Genomic DNA, 18,346 nt, shown 5'->3' on the forward strand with positions numbered 1-18,346 from the left:
TCGGTGTCGATGTCATGAAGCTAGCGGGTCACCCTATCCAGAGGTAAACCGCAATATTCACGGAACTGTACTGGGAACGCTTAGTGTGGCAAAACACCTCTTTTGGTGCTGTTATCACTCTACGTAGCGGTAGTGAATGCCTGTGTCTCATGAGCTGAGACAGGTATGGCCGTACACGTCACGGGATTCCCCGCCACGTAGGCTGCCTCGGGGGACCAGTCGCCGGACCGGGGGGAAGCCGTGCCGTTCACGCCCAGTCACATCGCCGCTGTGCTGCCGCTCGTCTCCTCGGAGCGGATGCGCCGCCTGCTCGATCCGTGGGCGCTGACGCTGGGTGCGATGGCGCCTGACCTGCCCATCTTCCTGCCGTTCCTGCCCGACTACCGGATCTGGCACTCGGTGGCGGGCGTGCTGACCCTGGTGCCGGTGGCCGTCGTGCTGCTCATGGTCGGCTTCCACGGCCTCCTGCGTGAGCCGCTGACCGCGCTGCTGCCCGCCTCCCTGGCCGGTCGCGCGGCCGATCTGGCCCCCGGCCGGTACGGCGTGCGCCGCCTGCCGGCCGTGCTCGCCGGAGGCGTCGCCGGGGCGTTCACCCACATGGCCTGGGACTCCTTCACCCACTCCTACAGCTCGGCCGTCTGGGGGTGGCAGTGGCTGGACGCCCGGGTGGCCGGGCTGCTGCCGGTGTTCCGCGTGCTCCAGTACCTGTCCACGCTCGCGGGCCTGGCCGTCGTGATCTGGTGGGCCCGGCGGCGGCTGATCCGCATGGAGCCCCGGCCGGTGCCCGCCCGCCTGGCCATGTCCGGCCGGACCCGGCGCCGGGTCCTGGCGGCGACCGTGGTCGCGACCCTGCTGGGGGCGGCGGCCTGGCCGCTGCTGTTCCCGCCGGACAGCCCCTCCGCCGTGGTCACCCGGCTGGGCGCCGGGGCGATGGCCGGCTGCTCCCTCGGGCTGCTCGCCTACGCCGTGACGTGGCGGTTCAGGAAGACCGTGACAGTATTCGAAGGTGTCTAACGCCCCGCATCCCGGCCTGGCCGACTACGCCAACCTGCGCGACGTCGAGCTCCGCAAGAGCCTGGAGGCCGAGCACGGCCTCTTCATCGCCGAGGGCGAGAAGGTGATCCGCCGGGCGGTCGCCGCCGGCTACCCGGTCCGCTCGGTGCTGCTGACCCGCCGCTGGGTGACCTCCCTGGCCGACGTCCTCGACGGGCTCGGCGACCGCGTCCACGTGGTGGACGAGGAGGTCATGGACGCCGTCGCCGGGTTCCCCGTGCACCGCGGCGCGCTGGCCTCGATGGAACGGCGGGCGCTGCCCCCGGTGACGGAGATCCTGCGCGGGGCGGGCGTTCCTCCGGAGGACGGCGGAAAGGCGGACGGGGCGGCGCCCCGGCGCGTCCTGGTCCTGGAGGACCTCGTCGACCACGGCAACGTGGGTGCGATCTTCCGTTGCGCCGCCGCCCTGGGCGTCGAGGCCGTGATCCTCTCGCCCCGCTGCGCCGACCCCCTCTACCGCAGGGCGGTGAAGGTCTCCATGGGCGCGGTCTTCGCGATCCCGTACGCGCGGATGACCAACTGGTACGACGGCCTGGCGGAGCTGCGCGCCGCGGGCTTCCGGACGCTGGCGCTCACCCCCGACCAGTCCTCCGTCCCGCTGGACGAGGCCGCCATGGGGGAGCGGGTGGCGCTGCTGCTGGGCTCGGAGGGGGACGGGCTCTCCTCCCGCTGGCTGCACGAGGCCGATGAGTCCGTGTGCATCCCGATGAGCCCGGCCGCCATGGATCTGGGCGTCGACTCCCTCAACGTGGTGGCGGCCGCGGCCATCGCCTGCCACGGCCTGATGCGCGGCGCCCAGGAGCGGGCTTAGGGGAATCCCTAGGTCGGTTCCCGAGGTACGGCCCGGCGGCGGGGGCTAGATTCGAAGGTCGGCCGCCGCGGGGCGCCCGGGAAGGCGGGCGGTCGCGCCGGTGCGGGACGGGACATCTCAGCGTCGCGATTCTCGTCTGGAGGTCCGGCATGCTTCTCGGCAAGGTGGCCGTGCCGCTCCCGGAACTGCGCTGGCCGGTCCAGGTCGTGCTGGAGGGACCGGCCTGCGGAGCACGGCACGACATCGTCGCCCCGGAGGGCTACCTCGTCGAGGCGCGGCTGGCCGCCGACCTCCTCGACCGGGACCCCCGGCTCCGGTGGATCCGGCCCGAGCCCCACGAGATCGAGCCCGCCGGTCTGACCAGGCTCGTCGCGGCGAGCCCTCCGTCCCCGGGCGGCTCCGCACCGGACCCGGCGCCGGCCGGTGACGCGCCGGACGCCGCGGAGACCGGCGAGGCGCCCGACGGCGCGTGGAGCGGCGGTGTGCCGGACACGGCGCGGGCGGGCGGGGCGGCGGGCGCGGCGTGGGCCGATGCCGTACGGGGTGGTGCCGTACGGGGCGATGCCGTACGGGATGCGCCGCGGACCGGCACCGCGGTCATCCAGCCGGCGGTGGGATGGGCCCTGGACCGGTCCGCGAGGCCGGTGGTGGGGGAGGAGCTGGTTCTGGTCTCACGTCTGGGCGGGAGCGGGACCGGGGCCGCGGACCTGGCGGTCGGGATCCCGGCGGCGATGGAGGCCGCCGGGCAGCTCGGCTGCTCCGTGCCCGGGGAGAGCGTCGCCCGGCTCGTCGAGGTGACCGGCGGCAGGGCGGCCGTCGTCGACTCCGTCCTGCGGGCGCTGCGGGGTCGCGACGGCGACGCCCTGGAGACGTGCGTCTGGCGCGCGGCCGACCTCGACGGCCTCATCGCCGGGATCTGCACGAGACTCCTGCACGGGGCCGACGCCGTACGGCTGCACGCCGTCGTCCTGGCGGCGCGCCTGGGTTACGCCCACGGCGGGCTGCCCGCCCTGCGCCCCGCGCTCCGCGACCCCGAGCGCGAGCCGTGGTGGCAACCGCTCTCCGGCGGCTGGTACCGCATGCAGCCCCTGTGGGCCACCGCGCTCCGCGCGATCAGGGTGCGCGGGGACGAGGCCTTCCGGGACCGGCTGACCCGGCTGGTGGGAGAGCTTGAGGGAGCGCGCGCCTATGAGGAGGCGGTCGACCTCTGCCTGGGCGCGGGCGCCTTCGAGATCGGCGCGGCCCTGGTGGCGGAGGCGGCCGGGGAGCTCGGGTCCGGCGGGCGGCCCGGCCTCCTCGGACACTGCCTGACCGGGATCCCCCGCTCGGTCCTCGACCGCCATCCGGTCCTGGCGGAGCTGAACCGGGACACGGTCCGGGACACGGCGGGGCAGGACGGCGGGGCGCTGTGGAACGAGGTCCGTGCGGCGCTGATGAACGGCAGGTTCGGGGCGGCCCTGGCCGCCGGGAAACGGGCCCGTCAGCTCACGGCCAAGAGCGGGCGGAGTGTGCCCGGGCACCTCGCCCACGCCCTCCGCCTCGCCCGGCGCGCCCGGTGGACCCGCTCGACGGAACGGCGCATGCGCCTGCTCCTGCGGGTGGCCGAGGCGGCGAGCCTGCCCTGCGACCTCCCCTCCCGTACGGACCGGGCCGCGTCCCCGGCGTGGACCGGGGAGGCGATCCCGTACGCCGGGCCGGTCGTGAGGCCGGACGAGGGCACCGAAGGCGGCACCGAAGGCGGCCCTGAAGGCAGCGCTGAAGGCAGCGCTGAAGGCGGCGTCGACGGGGGCGCCGGTGGGGGCGCCGGTGGGGGAGCCGTCATGCGGGCGCGGTTGCTGGGCGGCCTGCGGGTGACGATCGGGGGGCGTCAGGTGACGGGCTGGTCGGGGCATCTGGGCCGGGCGGTCCTCGAATACCTCCTGCTGCGGCATCCCAAGCCGGTACGGCGGGACGCTCTGGCCGACGTCTTCTGGCCCGGGGTCCCCGAGTCGTCGGCGCGCAACCGTCTCAACGCGGTGCTGTACGGCCTGCGCGGCGATCTCAGGAAGGTCACCGGTTCGCCGGTGGTCGTCTACGAGCGGGAGGGCTACTCCCTGGCCGCGGGTCTCGACGTCCGGCTGGACACCGAGGAGTTCATGGCCGGGCGCGCCGAGGCGATCAGGCTCCGGCGGGCGGGTGACCTGGAGGGGGCGATCGGCCGTCACGAGGCGGCCCTCGCGCTGTACTCCGGCGAGCTGCTGGAGGACTCGCCGTACGTGACCTGGGTGATGCCGGAACGCGAGCGGCTGAGCGCGGCCCATCTCGACCTGACGGAGAGCCTGGCCGGTCTCTATCTGGAGGCGGGAGCGTACGCGGCGTGCGCCGACGCCTGCCGCCGCCTCCTGGTGCGCGACCCCTGCCGGGAGGAGGCGCACCGCCTCCTGATGCGGTGTTACGCCCGGCAGAACCAGCCGCACCGGGCGGCCGCGCAGTACGAGCTGTGCAGGCGGGAGCTCGACGCGGTCCTCGGCATGACACCGGATCCCGAGACGGACCGCCTGTACGAGGCCGTGCTCCGGCACCGGGCGATCTGACCGGCGGGGCCGGCGGGCTGCGCGCTCCGACCGGCCGGGACCGGTGGGTCGCGCTCCGGCGGAGACCGGCGGGGCCGCCCGCCCGGACGTCCCCGCCGGTCTCCGCCCCGGATCACGTTCCGCCGGGGCCCTCTCCCAGGCGCAGATCGCCGCGCTCCTCGATGAAGGCGAGGATCTCGCCGAGGTCCCAGCCCCGGACGCTCCTGGCGTCGCCGGTCTGGTGGTGCGACACCTCGCAGGCCAGCGCCTCCCGCGTCCGCGCGTCCACCGTGATCGCCAGGGTGAACGACTGGCGGTGGACGCGCCCGGGCGGGGCGGAGGCGGCGGGCCGGTCCGCCTCCGCGGCGGCGAGCGCCGCGGCCTGGCCGAGCCAGTCCTGCCTGACGATCTTCTCGGGTCCGATGCCGATGCCCTCGGTGAGCGAGGCCACCTCCTCGGCGGACCGGGCGGCCAGGTCCGCGAAACGGATGATCCCCGCCTCGCGCAGCAGGTCGGCGGCCTTGGGCCCGATCCCCTTGATCAGCTTCAGGTCGTCGCCGGGGCCGCCGTCCGGCGCGCTCTGCGCGATCGGCGCGCCGGCGGGGACGACGTCCGCCTGCGGTGCCCGCTCGCCGGATTCCGCGACACCGGCGGGGACACCGGCGGGGGCACCGGTGGGGGCACCGGTGGGGGCACCGAGGGGGACGCCGACGGGGACGAGGTGGGACCGGCCCGCGTCGTCGTCGCGGGTCCAGAACCCGTCGGGGGAGAAGACCACGATCTCGCACGCGTAGACACCGGGGCCGAGCGCCGACAGGTCCACCCGGTGCCGTCTGCCGGGGGAGGTCCCGGTCCGCTCGCCGAGCGCCCTGCCGAGCAGGAGCCGTCCCGGCACGGTGTGGTAGCGGACGCTCCAGGTCGTGTCCGTGTCGGTCTCCCAGGTGAGCGTGGAGCCCGTGACGCCGGCCTCCAGGATCCGGGGGAAGGCGGCCGTCCGGGCCAGGGCCACGGCCGAGGCGGCGTCCAGCTTGCCCGCGCCCCACGCGTCGTCGGGCGCGGCGGCGCTCGGGCCGTCCCGGCGCGCGGACCGCGTGAGGATCTGCCCGACCTGCTCGCCGGTGAGCTCCGGCCGCTGGGACAGGATGAGCGCCGCCGCTCCGCAGACGTGCGGGGCGGCCATGCTGGTGCCCGCCATCAGGGTGTGGCCGCCGTCCGGCTGGGGGAGACGGGCGCTGTTCCGGCACCGGGCGGAGGTGATGATCTCACCGGGGGCCGCCAGGTCGGGCTTGCGGTCGCCGAACCGGGTGGGGCCCGCGCTGCTGAAGTCCGACAGCCCGCCCAGGGAGGCGGGGTCGAACGCGCCCGAGGGCCGGATCATGTAGGAGGCCACCGTGATCACGCGGCGGGCGGTGCCGGGGACGGAGATCGTACGGGACGGGTCGGCGGAGCCCGGGGCGAAGCGGCTCTGCTCGGCGGCCCCGGGCCCGGTCCTGGGCGCCCGCTCGATCCACGCGTCGTAGCGGCCGTCGTGTACGGCGTCGCCGTACAGGACCAGGCGCCACAGGCCGGCCTCGAGTCCCGCCGCGTCCCCGGCGGTCAGGATGACCGTGGTCGAGGTGTCGCCGGTCCCGGCCGAGTCCTCCTCGCTGTCGATCGTGACCAGGTCGCCGCGGTCGGTGGTGAACAGCCGCAGCTGCCCGGGGGCGACGGCCGCGGAGGCGGACCCGGTCGGCGGCACGACGGCGACGTCGAGGCGGTCCCCTCCGGGGAACCAGATCTCGATGATGTCGTCCTGCCGGTCGCCCGGCCGGACGAGCACGTCGAGGGAGACCGTCTCGCCCTGGCCGATCACGCCCCCGGCGTGGACGTCCCATCGCCGCTCGTTGCCGGCGGACTTCACGATCGCCACGCCGGGACGCCGGGCGAGGTCGTCCAGCGCCCGCTCCACGAGCGTCTCGCCGCAGTGGCCGCCGCCGTTCATGCCCTGGCTGATGGTGACGGCGACCGGATGCCCCTCCGCCCGCCGTACGGCGTAGTCCACCGCCTCGACCAGCTGGGCGGAGCGGCCCAGCGAGACGCCGGGCTCCCCGGCCAGGGCCACGACGACGAGGTCCGCCTCCGGCGCGATCCCCGAGTAGTCCCCGCCGAAGCCGCTCTCGTCACCGGCGGCGATGCCGGCCACGTGCGTGCCGTGGCCGGTCTCGTCGTCCCGGTGCGGCACCACCTGCAGGGGGTCGGCGTCGGCCAGCGCCTTGTCGAGGTCCGTCTTGAGGTACTCCGCGCCGTAGGGGACGGAGCCGCCGGATGCGGCCGGCGCGGCCTGGTCCCACAGGTACAGGACGCGCGAGCTGCCGTCGGCGTGCCGGAAGGAGGGGTGGGTGTAGTCGATGCCCGAGTCGATGATCGCGACGATCGTCCTCTTGCCGCGGACGGGTCCCGTCTCGCCGTCGATGAACACCTCGGCCCGGACGTCGGGCCGGGAGACGTTCAGCTCGGGGAACATCAGGCGGGAGGCCTCGACGCGCTCGACCGCCGGGTGCGCGGCCAGCCGTTCGAGCCGGTCGAGCGGCACCCGGGCGGCGTACACGCCGGTCCCGGTCTCCGGTGCGGCGCCGGTCGCGGCCTCCGGTCCGGTGCCGGAGGCTGATCCCTGTCCCCGGCCGCTCCCCCTCTCCGGGGACAGGGCCGGGGACAGGGGGGACACCTCCTCCGCGAGCTCCCCCCATCCGGCGCCCGCGGCACGGACGAGCACGTCCACCGTCCCCGCGCCGTCCCCGGGCCGCCAGCCGACGCGTTCGGCCGGCGGCGGCGCCACGGCCCGCGGCCGGTCCGGCCGTTCGGCGACCGTGCGCAGGAGGTGCCGGAGGCGGACGTCGAGTGTGCTCATGATGCTCCCCTGCCTGTTCCCGCTGCCTGTTTCCGCTTCCTGTCCCTAGGGACGGTCGTGCCCGCCGGTGTCCGCGGCGTTCGCCTCCGGGCCCGGCCGCTCCGGATGGGCACGGCGGGCCGGCTCGATCCGCAGCACGAAGGGCAGCTCCGCCACCCGCCGCAGCGCCGCGGCCCCCTCGACCCGGCCCGGCAGAACGCTTCCGCCGGCGGGGCGGGCGTGGAAGCCCGCCTCCGCCAGCGCGGACCGCTGCGCCGGACCCGGCGGCCCGTCGGTGAGCACGAGGAGTTCGACCGCCCCGGCGAGGCGCCCGCCGGACAGCAGGTGCCGGCCGCGGGCGTCGAGCTTGTCCCGCCAGTCGCGGGTCACCGTGGCCTCCCCGCGCCCGGCGTCCGCCGGGTCCCCGGCCCGGTCAGCTGTAGACCATGACGCGGACGGGGCTCTCCTCGACGAACCCGGGAAGGATGTCGGGCGCGCCGAGGAAGGCGGGCTGCAGGTCCGGGTGGAACCAGCGGGTCGCGAATCCCGCGAAGGGCGGCAGCCCGATGCCGGGACCGAGGACGTCCACCGTGATGTAGATCTCCAGCAGCCGGGGCCGGCCGTCGGCGGGGGCCGGCACCGTGGGGATCCGCATGGGGAGGATGTTGATGAACCCCGGGCCGAACGCCGCCGGGGGAAGGGAGAGCACCGGGCCCTGCGAGACCGTGTTGAGGTCGACGGTCAGGCCCCTGATCTGGTAGGTCAGCGGCGCCATGACCGCGGCGGCCGCGGGACCGCCGGCCAGCGGGGTCGGGTTGCGCCACAGCACGGCGAACAGGTAGGCCTCGTACCCGCTCTGGATCACGCGGCTCGGCTGGAGCGGGCCGCCCGGCACGACGCGCTGGTAGGGGCCGACGGCCATGAGGTCGAACCAGAGATAGGGGACGGGCAGCGGGGTGATCGGCGTGGTCTCCTCCGGAGAGATGCCGGACTCCTGGTAGCCGGGACGGTACATCGCCTGGGCCTGCTGACCCGGCCGGCCCTGCTGGTAGACCTGGCCCGGCTGGATCTGCTGCGTCCACTGGCCCTGCTGGCCCTGCTGCGACTGCTGCCCCGCCTGCCCCTGCTGATAGCTCTGCCCCTGCTGGTAACCCTGGCCCTGCTGCATGCCCTGGGACTGCTGGTAGGCGCCCTGCCCCTGCTGGTAGCCCTGCCCCTGGAGGCTCTGGCCCTGCTGGTGGCCCTGCTCCTGCCGGCGCATCTGCGCCTGCTGCGCCCTCTCGGTGAGGACGCGGTACTTCCTGCGGTAGATCTCGGTGTACTGCTCGAGCTTGCCCCGGATCTCCTGGACGACCTCCTGCACCACCGCCTGGTCCTCCCCGGTCTCGAGGATGGCCTGGGTGAGGTCCCCGGTCTGGGGGCCGGGGTACTGCTGCTGGGTCGTGGAGCCGGAGGAGCGCTGCGCCATGGAGGATTCGCTCATCGTCATGGGAATCTCGCCTTCGGGAGCCGGGCGGGAGGTGACCTCCCGCGTCCCCCCGACCGTGGCACGGCGCGCTTAGCGGGCGCTCAGGCCGCGGCGGAGCCGGGACTCAGTTCTGGCTGAGAAGTCCCTCCCGCCCTGGTGGGACGCCCGCGCCGCGGCCCGGGGCGCGGGCGTCCGCCGCTCAGGTCCCGCTCAGGTCCCGCTCAGATCCGGCTCGGAGGCCGCTCCGTAGTCGGAGCTCTGCTCGCCGTACCCGGTGGCCTGCCCGGCCCCCCAGTCCAGCAGCCGCCTGGCGGACCGGAAGCGGCGCTCGGACGTGCGGTCGCCGAGCACCACGCCGACCAGCAGGTGACCCTCGCGCGCGGCGGCGAAGGCCAGGCAGTAACCGGCGGCGCGGGTGTAGCCGGTCTTGACGCCCAGCACGCCGGGAACGGTGCCGACGAGCTTGTTGGTGTTGGTCCAGGTGTGGGCGCGGTGCACCGCCGTCCTGGGCACGAGGTGCCTGCGGGTGGAGACGATGGCCGACAGCACGGGATCGCGCAGCGCGACCGCGGCGAGCCTGGCCTGGTCGAAGGGGGTGGAACGGCCGCCACGCGGCTTGGGCAGCCCGTCGGCGTTGGTGTAGAGGGTGCGGGTCATGCCCAGGGCGCGGGCCACGGCGTTCATCTTGGCGGTGAACCGCTTCTGCCCGGGACCGTAGACCCTGGCCAGGGCGTGGGTGGCGTCAGCGCCGGAGGGCAGCATCACGCCGTAGAGCAGGTCCCTGACGGTCAGCCGCTCCCCGGCGCGGAGCGAGGCGTCGGTGGCGTCGTTGCGCCTGGCGTACTTGACGTCCCCGGACGTGATCGTGACGACGTCGTTCAGCCGGGCCCGGCGCAGCACGACGTAGGCGGTCATGATCTTCGTCAGGCTGGCCACCGGCACCGGGGTGGTGGCGTTGCGGCTGTAGTGGACCGTTCCGGTGGTGGCGTCGATCAGATATCCGGCGCGGGCGGTCAGCGCCGGTACGGCGGGCGCGGTCAGGGCGGGTGCGGCGGGTGGAGCCGAGGCGGGTACGGCGGGCGTGGTCAGAGTGGGCATGTGGGCGGGTGCGGCGTCGGCGGGTGCGGCCGGTCCGGCGACCAGGAGGGCCGGGGCGGCTAAGACGGCACAGGCGATCAGGCGAATTCCCCCGTTATGCATGGGAATCATCGTGACAGGGGGAGGAGCTGATATGCGGTTTCTAGCGATTCCGGTAATGAAACCTTGGCATCCGTGGCGCCTGGTGAGGAAAGCCGGAAATCAGCCCTGCGTACCCGAGGCCGGGGTCGTCTCGGCCGTCACCGGTCCCTCGGAGACCGCCGGACCGTCCGTGTCGTCCTCGCTCACCGGGCCGCTCACATCCGCCCGGCGGGAGCGCGCGCGGCGGCGCCGTACCAGCAGGACGACCGCCGCGACCGCGACCGCCGCGACCGCCGCGGCCGTGAGGGGGGACTGCCCGGCCAGGGCGAGCCAGCCCCAGATGACCGAGTAGAGGCCGAAGTACGTCACCGGGCACCAGGTCAGGCAGCCGAGCGCGCTGGCCAGGAGGTACTTGGGATAGGAGATCTTCAGCACCCCGGCCACCCAGGGCAGGGCGTGCCGCACGCCGGGCACCCAGAAGCACCCGTAGACCGACAGGGCCCCCCAGCGCGCGACGAACCGCTCGGCCTTGAGGATCCGCTCCTCGCCGATCCTCCTGCCCAGGCGGGAGGCGTAGATCCTGGGACCGAGCACGTGGCCGATCCAGTAGTAGGCCTGGAAGGCGGCGAACAGCCCGACCATGCCGACCAGGAACAGGATCCACACCGCCGGGGACAGGGGATCGGGGACAGCAGCCGCCGTACGTCGCATGACCGAACACCACCGCCAGGATCGTTCTACCGTTTCCTCGATATTAGGGCAGCCTTACCTCATTTTGGGTTACAGGATGCCTGCAAGCGGGCCGCAAGCACTGAGCAACTCACCGGGCGTACACCTTAGGACGACGAAGGAAGGTGCGTGCCATGAGTCCGCGAAGCAGAGTGAAGCCGGTACTGGCGAGCGGGACCGCGAGTGTCGTGAAGCTGCTGGTCGCCACTCTCGCCTTCGCCGGGGCGTACGTGGGGGTGGAGGCGTCCGAGAACGCCTCCGGCCAGGCCCGGGCGAACGCGGCGGACTCCCGCGTGGAGACGGTCAACCTGTCGTCGGACGCGCTGTCGGTTCCCGCGACCGAGGCCCTGAAGTCCGGCACCGTCACGGTCAGCGCGGTCGTCGCCACCGCCCAGGGGTGCGACAAGCCGTACAAGGTGCAGAGCGTGATCGACAACGAGGACCCGCAGGACATCGTCTTCTACGGCTGGAGCCTGGAGCGCTGGAGCCCGGCCGCCAAGAAGTGGCGGACCTACCTGACCGCCGACTCCGGCTTCACCGGCAGGACCCGGGTCGTCGAGTGGCAGCCCCGGATCGTCGACAACCCCGGCTGGTACCGGGTGAAGCTGTCGATCACCGACCAGGGCGTCGTGGACAGCGAGAAGTTCCAGGTCAGCTGCTGAGGCGGTGGCCCTGACGGCCGGTCCGGCGCGTTCGCCGGGCCGGCCGTGACCATCCTGAAGACTGCCCGCCCGGGAGTGCGGCCCGGGCGGGCGCCGGACCGGCCGACGGACCACCCGGGCCGGTCGGGCGCAGTATCGGCCGACGGATCATCCGGGGCCGGTCGGGCGTCACCCCGGCGCAATGCTCCGTCCCGGGACGCGGCCTTTTCGCGGAGCCGCGTTCCGGGACGGTCCGCTCAGGCGTTCAGCGAGCGCTGCGCCGCCTCGACCCAGCGCGGCACGCCGACCCGCCGGGCCACCTCCAGGGCCTTCTCGTAGTGCGGCTTGACCGCGTCGGCGAAGCCCAGCCGCAGCGCCAGGTCGCCGAGCGTCAGGGCGACCGGCCAGAGCGCGACCACCCCGGTGCCGGCGCCGGCGATCCGGTCGGCGAACGGCTTCAGCGTGTCGTAGGCCTCGACCATCCGCTCGCGGTCGTCGAGCAGCATGCCCGCCAGCGCGCGCCAGATCATCGCCAGCTCGTACAGGAAGTCGGGACGCACCGGGGTCTTGACCGCCAGCAGGGCCCGCGCGTCGCGCATGTGCCCCGCCGAGGCCAGGGCGACCGCGTAGGCGTCCAGGGTCCACTTGGCGCCGCGCTGGTGGGCCTCGGCCAGCAGCTCCACCATCTCCCCGGCCTTGCCGTCGACCAGGTGCAGGCAGAAGGTGGTGATCACCGGCAGGTCCTGGCGGCCCTCGAGCATCCCGGCCCGGGCGGTCAGCCGCGCCGCCTCCTTGTAGGCCTGCGAGGCGCCGGCGAAGTCACCGGCGATCATCAGGCGCTGCCCGGCGTACCAGGCGCCCACCGCCATCGGCGCGGGCAGGCCGTACTGCCGGGCGAGCTGCTCGGCGGCGGCGACGTGCGCGTCGGCCTCGGCGAACGCGCCCGAGGCGGCCGCGCACTCCATCAGCACCAGGTGGGCCAGGGCCTGGACGGCGACCTGACCGCTGGCCTCGCCGACCTCCAGCAGCTCCCGGCCGATGACCTCCCGCTCGCCGACCGGCGTGATGCCGTAGGACTGGCGCAGGCGCCCGCTCAGCGCGGTCGCCAGCAGGGCGGGGTCACCGGTCCTGCGGGCCAGCTCCTCGGCCTCCAGGGAGGCCTGCTCGCCGCGGGAGGTGGCCGAGCCCTCCAGCTCCAGAGCGAGCGTGGCCAGCAGGCTCGCCCGCAGCGACTGCTCGGCGGAGGGCAGCTCGACCAGGGCCTGCTCGGCGACGTCGACGATCTCCCACGCGGTGCGGGTGAAGTCGCGGGCCATGCCCTTGTGCGGTACGGCCAGCGAGGCGGCCACCCGGGCGGTGAGCTCCAGGTTGCCCAGCGGCCTGGCGGCCTCCATCGCCTCGCGGCGCCGGCGCCGGGCCGCGGCCATGTCGCCGCACAGGGCCAGCGCCTTGATCAGCCGCAGCGTCAGCAGCAGCCGCTCGTGGACGGTCTCCGGGGTCTGGGCGGCGCCGGAGCGGTCGAAGGCCGCGATGGCCTGCTCCCACAGCGTGGCCGCCTCCCGGTGGGCGAAGCGGCGCTCGGCCTGCTCGGCCGCCAGGCCCGCGTAGTGCACCGCCTTGGCGGCGGTCTCCGCGGTCCCGGCCGCGTCGTAGTGGTGGGCCAGCGCGGCCACGTCGGAGGGGTTGCGGCGCTCGATCACCGCGGCCACCGCGGCGTGCAGCCGGGAGCGGCGCAGCCGGGAGGCGTCGGAGTAAAGCGTGTCGCGGACCAGGTCGTGGTCGAAGCGGAGCATGCCGGGGCCCGGCTCGGTGACCAGGCCCGCCAGCAGCGCCGCCTCCACGGCGTCGACCACGGCGTCCTCGTCGCCCGCCACGTCGACCAGCACGTCCACGTCGACGTCGCGGCCGATCACCGCGGCCTGCAGCAGGATCTGCTGGGCCGCCGCGGGCAGCCGGGAGATCCGCCGCCGCAGCACGTCGCGCACGCCGGAGGGAACCCCGGAGAGCACCTCGGAGGCCGTGGCGCGGTCGCCGACCGCCTCGGCGTCGAGCAGGCGCACGGTCTCCCGGACGAAGAACGGGTTGCCGCGGGTGCGCTCGACGATGCTCTCGACCGCCTCCTGGTCCACCTCGCGCACGCAGGTCGCCCGGACCAGCTCGGCCACGGCCTTGGGGTCGAGGCCGGACAGGGCCACCCGGACCGGTCCGAGCCGGGCCAGCGCGGCCAGCACGTCGGCCTGCTGGTCGGTCAGCTCGCTGTCACGGCAGGTCACCAGGAGCAGCACCCGGCTGCCGGCCAGCAGGCTCGGCAGCGCGCGCAGCAGCGCGAGGGTCTGGTCGTCGGCCCAGTGCAGATCCTCCAGCGTCAGCAGGATCGGGGTCTCCCTGGCGACCGAGGCGAGATAGCCGCCCACCGCCCGGTGCAGCCGGAAGCCGCCGGAGGCCTGGTCGTCGTCGGGGACGGGCGCCGCGTCGTCCAGCAGGGGGGCCAGCAGCGGGGCGTACTCGCCCGCGCCGGTGACCTCCACCAGGGTGCGCAGGATCTCCACCCACGCCCAGCCGGGCGGGGTGGCGCTGCTGTCGGGGCAGGCGCCGGAGGCGGTGCCCCAGCCGTCGGCCGACAGCCGGTTGGTGAGCTGGCGCACCAGCGTGGTCTTGCCCGCGCCCGCGTCACCGCTGATCACCGCGACGGTGAAGCGGCTGGTCCTGGTCGCGGCGGAGACCAGCCGGTCGAGCTCGGCGTCCCGGCCGACGAACGGCTCGGGCTCCAGCGGCGGCGGCTCCACCGGGATCATGGTGGGCCGGGGCGGCCAGGTGTCGGCCGCGACCGCGGGGCGCTGCCGCGGGGCGACGGGCAGCTGCAGGCCGGGGTCCTGGGCCAGGATGTCCGACTCCAGCTTGCGCAGCGCGGGGCCGGGGTCGATGCCCAGCTCGTCGGCGAGGATCGTGCGGGCCTTGCGCAGCGCGGCCAGGGCGTCGCCCTGACGCCCGCAGCGGTACAGGCCCAGCCCGAGCAGGCGCCAGCCCTCCTCGCGGAGCGGGTGCTCGGTGGTCAGCGCCTCCAGGTCGGGCACCGCCTCGGCGGGCATGCCCAGGCGCAGGCCGGTGTCGGCGTGCCGCTCACGGGCGATCAGCCGCAGCTCGGTCAGCCGGTTCACCTCGGCCTCGGCCCACGGCTGGTCGGCGAAGTCGGAGTACGGCGTGCCGCGCCACAGGGCCAGCGCCTTCTCCAGGCCGAGCCGGGCGGAGCCGGGGTCGTCGGCGTCCAGCTGCTCACCGGCGGCCCGGACCAGCGACTCGAAACGGAGCGCGTCGACCTGGTCCGGAGCGATCCGGAGCGCGTAGCCGGAGGCGACGGTCACCAGCAGCCGGTTGGGGCCCCCGCGCGGGCGGCCGGGCTCCAGGACCCGGCGCAGGCGGGAGATGTAGACCTGCAGGCCCGACTGCGCGCCCTTGGCGGCGTCGTCGTCCCACAGGTCGTACAGGAGCGAGTCGACCGGGACGACCTGTCCACGGGCGACGAGCAGACGGGCGAGGACGGCACGTTGCCGCAACCCGCCCAGGTCGAGCGCGTCGTCACCGGAGTGCGCCTCGACCGGACCGAGAACCCGGAACGCCACCATGTCAGCCGCCACGGTATGCGTGCTTTCGAATCGCGCACAAGGTCTTTCCCAATCTGGCAGATGCGAGCACCCCTCAGAGTGCCCGTGAATCTCCGCCTGAGTGGAGACCCGCGCGCATCCTAACGGCTGACCGGCTCCTTGTCGGGCGCCGGGACGACGCCCTCGCGCCTGCGCAGCAGCGCCCACGCGCCCAAGGCCAGACCGCCGAAGGGGATTTCGACAGTGTAGGTCCAGAAACCGAACAGAAGTGCAGCGGCGGTGGCCGAATCCAGTGGAGCGCCGAAGAAGACCAGTGCGCCGACGGTCCCGGCCTCCATGATCCCGGCCCCGCTCGGGGTGACCACGGCGGTGGTCAGGACCCGCGACAGGGCGAAGACCGCGATCGACTGGGCCAGCCCGGGGTAGGCGCCGGTGGCGTGCAGGCAGGTCACCAGGATCAGCCACTGCAGGCCGAGGAAGGAGATCATGCCCAGCGTCAGGCCGGGCCAGCGGCTCCGCACGATCGTGGAGGTGTCGGCGCGCAGCCGCTCCAGGGCCCCGGAGGCGGTGTGCTCGGCGGGCCGGATCCGCCGGGGCGCGAGCCGGACGAGCGCGTCGAGGACCCGGCCGAGCAGCGCGGCGGCGCGGTCCCAGTAGAGGGCGGCGGCCACCGCCGTCACCAGGATCAGGATGGACACGGCGCCCACCCAGCCCGCGTTGACCACGGTGGGGCTGAGCGCCTGCCCGCTGGCCAGCAGGGCGACGATGCCCAGGGCGGGCAGGATGAACCGGAACAGCGTGTTCCAGATGCCGCTGGCGAGGGTGGAGACCACGACGGCCCGGACGGGGAAGCCCCAGCCCTTGGTCATGGCGAAGGTCAGCGCGACCCCGGCCGCGCCGCCGAAGGGCAGCAGGTTGCTCACCGCGCTGCCGGCGGCGTTCAGCGTCAGGGCCTGCGGGTGGCTCAGCCCGGGAAGGGAGGCGGTCAGCACGAAGGTGTAGGCCAGCAGGCTGGCCAGCCAGACGACGGCCATCAGCGCGACCGTCTGCCAGCCGAGCGCGGCGAAGCGGGCGCCGACCTCGCTCCAGGAGACCGTCTTGCCCGTCAGCGCGTGCACGATCTGCGGCAGGAAGACGACGAGCGCGGTGGCGAGCCCCAGCGACACGACCGACAGGCCGATCTGGACCCACTTGTTCTTCATGTCACCCCCTGGACCAAGTGTGCCGGTCTCGGGGTCATCCTTTCGGAGGAACTTCGAAGGGGTGCCTCAGCCGGGTGCCGGGCGGCAGGCCGCGCTGGACGTACCACTCGGTGCCGAAGATCAGGCGGTAGAGCGGCCCCGGAACCTTGAGCATCACGCCCAGGGTGCGGGTGTCGGCGCCGGTGGCCTGGGTGGCGTGGGCCGCCATGCTCGCCCGCTTCTGCCGGGCGAAGCGGCGCACGTTCACCCGGTGGGTGATCTCCTCGCCGGGGGAGTAGGCCCGCTCGAAGGCCCGGATGTCCAGCTGCGGGTAGAACCTGCGGACCAGCTTCAGGCCCCGCAGCAGGGGGTCGCGGTTGACCGTGGCCTCCAGCACGACCGGGGTGCCCGCGATCTCCGCCGCCCGGCCGCCCACGCGGTTCACCTGGACGTGGTCGGGGTGGCCGTACCCTCCGGCGGGGTCGTAGACCGTCAGCAGGTCGGCCTCCTCCTCGGCGAGGATCCCGGCCAGCCGCCGCGCAGCCTCCTCGCAGTCGGCGTCGATGAACGCGTCCGGCGGCCGGTCCTCGGCGATCCCCCCGCCGGGCGCCAGCCCCGAGTCGCCGTAGCCGAGGTTGACCACGCGGGCGCAGCCCAGCGCCGCCGCCGACTTGTACAGCTCGGCGATCCGGGCCTCGCCGAGCGCCTCGCCGGGGGCCAGATCGGCCTGCCCGCGCTCGCCCGAGGTCGCCACCACCAGGACCACGCGGTGCCCCTGCGCGGCGAGCATGGCCATGGTGCCCGCGGTCAGCAGGGCCTCGTCGTCGGGATGGGCGTGGAAGAACACTGCTGTCATCGAAGCGGCCACGCAAGCATGATCTCATGCGGCACTACCCTGGCAGCGTGAGGATCCTCCACGTCAGTGACTGTTACCTGCCGCGCCTGGGCGGGATCGAGGTGCAGGTCGCCGATCTGGTCCGGATGCAGCGCGAGGCCGGGCACGAGGTCGAGGTGGCGACCGCCACGCCCGGCGAGCCCCTGCCCGGGGTGCACCGGATCGTCGCGAAGCTCCCCTTCGACCTGCCGGTCCACCCGACCGGGACGGGGCACCTGCTCCGGTTGATGGCCGCCCGGCGGCCCGACATGGTGCACGTGCACACGGGCGCGGTCTCGCCGTTCGCCTGGATGGGCGTGCGCGCGGCGGCCCGGGCCCGGCTGCCCGTCGTCGTGACCGTGCACAGCATGTGGGATCCGGTCACCCGGGGGCTGTACCGCGGGCTGCGGCTGCTGTTCGAGTGGCACCGCTGGGGACTGGTGGGCACCGCGGTCAGCGAGGCGGCCGCCCGGCCGATCCGCGCCGTGGCCGGCCGCGGCGTGCCGGTGCACGTGGTCTCCAACGGTCTCGACGTGTCGGGCTGGCGTCCTCAGGGGGAGGTACGGCCCGCGCGGGCGCCGGAGGCGTCCGAGGCCGTGCGGGGACCCGGGGGCGTCGCGGACGGCGAGGCGGTGCACGTCGTGGCCGTGGGGCGGCTGGCGCCGCGCAAGCAGCCGGTCAGGCTGCTGCGGCTGCTGAAGGAGGCGCGCGCCCGGGTGCCGTCGGAGGTGCCGCTGCGGGCCACGATCGTCGGGGACGGCCCCGCCCGCGCCCAGATGGAGCGTTACCTGCGGGCCAACGGGATGACGGGCTGGGTCTCGCTGCCCGGCCGCTACAGCCGCGAGCAGATCCGCGCGCTGCTGGCCTCGGCGGACGTCTTCGTCGCCCCCGCGCCCCGCGAGTCCTTCGGGCTGGCGGCGCTGGAGGCCAGGTCGGCCGGGGTCCCCGTGGTGGCCAGGGCGCAGAGCGGCGTGGCCGACTTCGTCCACCAGGGCAAGGAGGGCCTGCTCGGCCGGAGCTTCGACGACCTGGTGAGTTCGGTGGCCCGGCTGGCCCGCGACCGTGACCTGCGCGAGTCGATCGCCGCGCACAACCGCGAGACCGAGCCGGTGGCCAGTTCCTGGCCGGCAGTCCTGGAGGGGTTCGACCGCTGCTACGAGCAGGCGCGCGCGAGGCGGGGAGGCTGAAGCCGGCGCCGGAGGGGAGCCGGAAAGGGAGGAGCCGGCACGGAGAACGGGGGCCCATACCGTGCCGGCGGTCTCTCACCGGTGGCGCCGGGGCGGAGCCGGCGCCGGGCCGTGCGCCCGGCGGGAAGAGGTCCGGGCGCACGGTGGCGTGCTGAGGGCCGGCGCACCGTAGGGCGGGCGGATCGGCGGATGCCCGGCCGTAC

Annotated in this window: 13 protein-coding genes; 5 read left to right on the plus strand and 8 right to left on the minus strand. The window is 74.6% G+C overall.

The genetic code is table 11. From position 1 onward, the window contains the following. The first annotated feature begins 240 nt into the window (after positions 1-240). From Pta02_RS29565 to Pta02_RS29575, 3 genes are all read left to right on the plus strand, one after another. Positions 241-1,014, plus strand: a complete 774-nt coding sequence (locus Pta02_RS29565) for a DUF4184 family protein (protein ID WP_203878248.1) — start codon at positions 241-243, stop codon at positions 1,012-1,014. Continuing rightward, the gene (locus Pta02_RS29570; protein WP_203878249.1) at positions 1,007-1,864 is read left to right on the plus strand and encodes a TrmH family RNA methyltransferase; all 858 of its coding nucleotides are present in this window, start codon (positions 1,007-1,009) and stop codon (positions 1,862-1,864) included. The genes Pta02_RS29565 and Pta02_RS29570 overlap by 8 nt, the downstream gene beginning before the upstream one ends. A 149-nt stretch (positions 1,865-2,013) precedes the next feature. Further along, positions 2,014-4,437, plus strand: a complete 2,424-nt coding sequence (locus Pta02_RS29575) for an AfsR/SARP family transcriptional regulator (protein WP_203878250.1) — start codon at positions 2,014-2,016, stop codon at positions 4,435-4,437. Between the two features lie 112 nt (positions 4,438-4,549). Here the strand turns inward: Pta02_RS29575 and Pta02_RS29580 are convergent, their stop codons facing one another. The 5 genes from Pta02_RS29580 to Pta02_RS29600 all read right to left on the minus strand — a co-directional run bounded on the left by Pta02_RS29580 (position 4,550) and on the right by Pta02_RS29600 (position 10,640). Then, positions 4,550-7,303, minus strand: coding sequence for a S8 family serine peptidase (locus tag Pta02_RS29580; RefSeq protein ID WP_203878251.1), 2,754 nt, complete (start codon positions 7,301-7,303; stop codon positions 4,550-4,552). A gap of 45 nt (positions 7,304-7,348) precedes the next feature. Beyond that, positions 7,349-7,672 (minus strand): hypothetical protein, encoded by a 324-nt coding sequence (locus tag Pta02_RS29585; RefSeq protein ID WP_203878252.1) that lies wholly within the window; start codon positions 7,670-7,672, stop codon positions 7,349-7,351. 43 nt (positions 7,673-7,715) lie between these two features. Next, positions 7,716-8,771, minus strand: coding sequence for a hypothetical protein (locus Pta02_RS29590; protein WP_203878253.1), 1,056 nt, complete (start codon positions 8,769-8,771; stop codon positions 7,716-7,718). A 189-nt stretch (positions 8,772-8,960) separates the two neighbouring features. Continuing rightward, on the minus strand, positions 8,961-9,848 hold the full coding sequence (locus tag Pta02_RS29595; RefSeq protein WP_239131322.1) for a D-alanyl-D-alanine carboxypeptidase family protein: 888 nt from the start codon (positions 9,846-9,848) through the stop codon (positions 8,961-8,963). A gap of 201 nt (positions 9,849-10,049) precedes the next feature. Continuing rightward, positions 10,050-10,640 carry a DedA family protein gene (locus Pta02_RS29600; protein ID WP_203878255.1) on the minus strand — a complete coding sequence of 197 codons (591 nt, stop codon included), beginning with the start codon at positions 10,638-10,640 and terminating at the stop codon, positions 10,050-10,052. Positions 10,641-10,792: 152 nt separating this feature from the next. On the opposite strand from Pta02_RS29600, the gene Pta02_RS29605 reads away from it, so the two are divergent. After that, on the plus strand, positions 10,793-11,320 hold the full coding sequence (locus tag Pta02_RS29605; protein WP_203878256.1) for a hypothetical protein: 528 nt from the start codon (positions 10,793-10,795) through the stop codon (positions 11,318-11,320). A gap of 236 nt (positions 11,321-11,556) precedes the next feature. On the opposite strand, the gene Pta02_RS29610 is transcribed toward Pta02_RS29605, so the two are convergent. From Pta02_RS29610 to Pta02_RS29620, 3 genes are all read right to left on the minus strand, one after another. Beyond that, positions 11,557-14,934 carry an ATP-binding protein gene (locus Pta02_RS29610; RefSeq protein ID WP_239131323.1) on the minus strand — a complete coding sequence of 1,126 codons (3,378 nt, stop codon included), beginning with the start codon at positions 14,932-14,934 and terminating at the stop codon, positions 11,557-11,559. A 107-nt stretch (positions 14,935-15,041) separates the two neighbouring features. After that, entirely contained in the window at positions 15,042-16,103 is a 1,062-nt protein-coding gene (locus tag Pta02_RS29615; RefSeq protein WP_203878257.1) for a lysylphosphatidylglycerol synthase transmembrane domain-containing protein, read from the minus strand. Between the two features lie 34 nt (positions 16,104-16,137). Next, positions 16,138-16,950, minus strand: coding sequence for a PIG-L deacetylase family protein (locus Pta02_RS29620; protein ID WP_239131324.1), 813 nt, complete (start codon positions 16,948-16,950; stop codon positions 16,138-16,140). A 35-nt stretch (positions 16,951-16,985) separates the two neighbouring features. Here Pta02_RS29620 and Pta02_RS29625 point away from each other — a divergent pair, with 35 nt between their 5' ends. After that, the gene (locus tag Pta02_RS29625) at positions 16,986-18,143 is read left to right on the plus strand and encodes a glycosyltransferase family 4 protein (RefSeq protein ID WP_203878258.1); all 1,158 of its coding nucleotides are present in this window, start codon (positions 16,986-16,988) and stop codon (positions 18,141-18,143) included. Positions 18,144-18,346: the final 203 nt, after the last annotated feature.

This window comes from Paraplanobispora takensis (assembly GCF_016863195.1).
Lineage (GTDB): Bacteria > Actinomycetota > Actinomycetes > Streptosporangiales > Streptosporangiaceae > Planobispora > Planobispora takensis.

Excerpts from the sequence above, each read along its gene's own strand:
- Pta02_RS29575 (WP_203878250.1), top strand. The coding sequence starts at position 2,014 with ATGCTTCTCGGCAAGGTGGCCGTGCCGCTCCCGGAACTGCGCTGGCCG.
- Pta02_RS29580 (WP_203878251.1), bottom strand. The coding sequence starts at position 7,303 with ATGAGCACACTCGACGTCCGCCTCCGGCACCTCCTGCGCACGGTCGCC.
- Pta02_RS29590 (WP_203878253.1), bottom strand. The coding sequence starts at position 8,771 with ATGACGATGAGCGAATCCTCCATGGCGCAGCGCTCCTCCGGCTCCACG.
- Pta02_RS29595 (WP_239131322.1), bottom strand. The coding sequence starts at position 9,848 with ATGCCCACTCTGACCACGCCCGCCGTACCCGCCTCGGCTCCACCCGCC.
- Pta02_RS29600 (WP_203878255.1), bottom strand. The coding sequence starts at position 10,640 with ATGCGACGTACGGCGGCTGCTGTCCCCGATCCCCTGTCCCCGGCGGTG.
- Pta02_RS29605 (WP_203878256.1), top strand. The coding sequence starts at position 10,793 with ATGAGTCCGCGAAGCAGAGTGAAGCCGGTACTGGCGAGCGGGACCGCG.
- Pta02_RS29615 (WP_203878257.1), bottom strand. The coding sequence starts at position 16,103 with ATGAAGAACAAGTGGGTCCAGATCGGCCTGTCGGTCGTGTCGCTGGGG.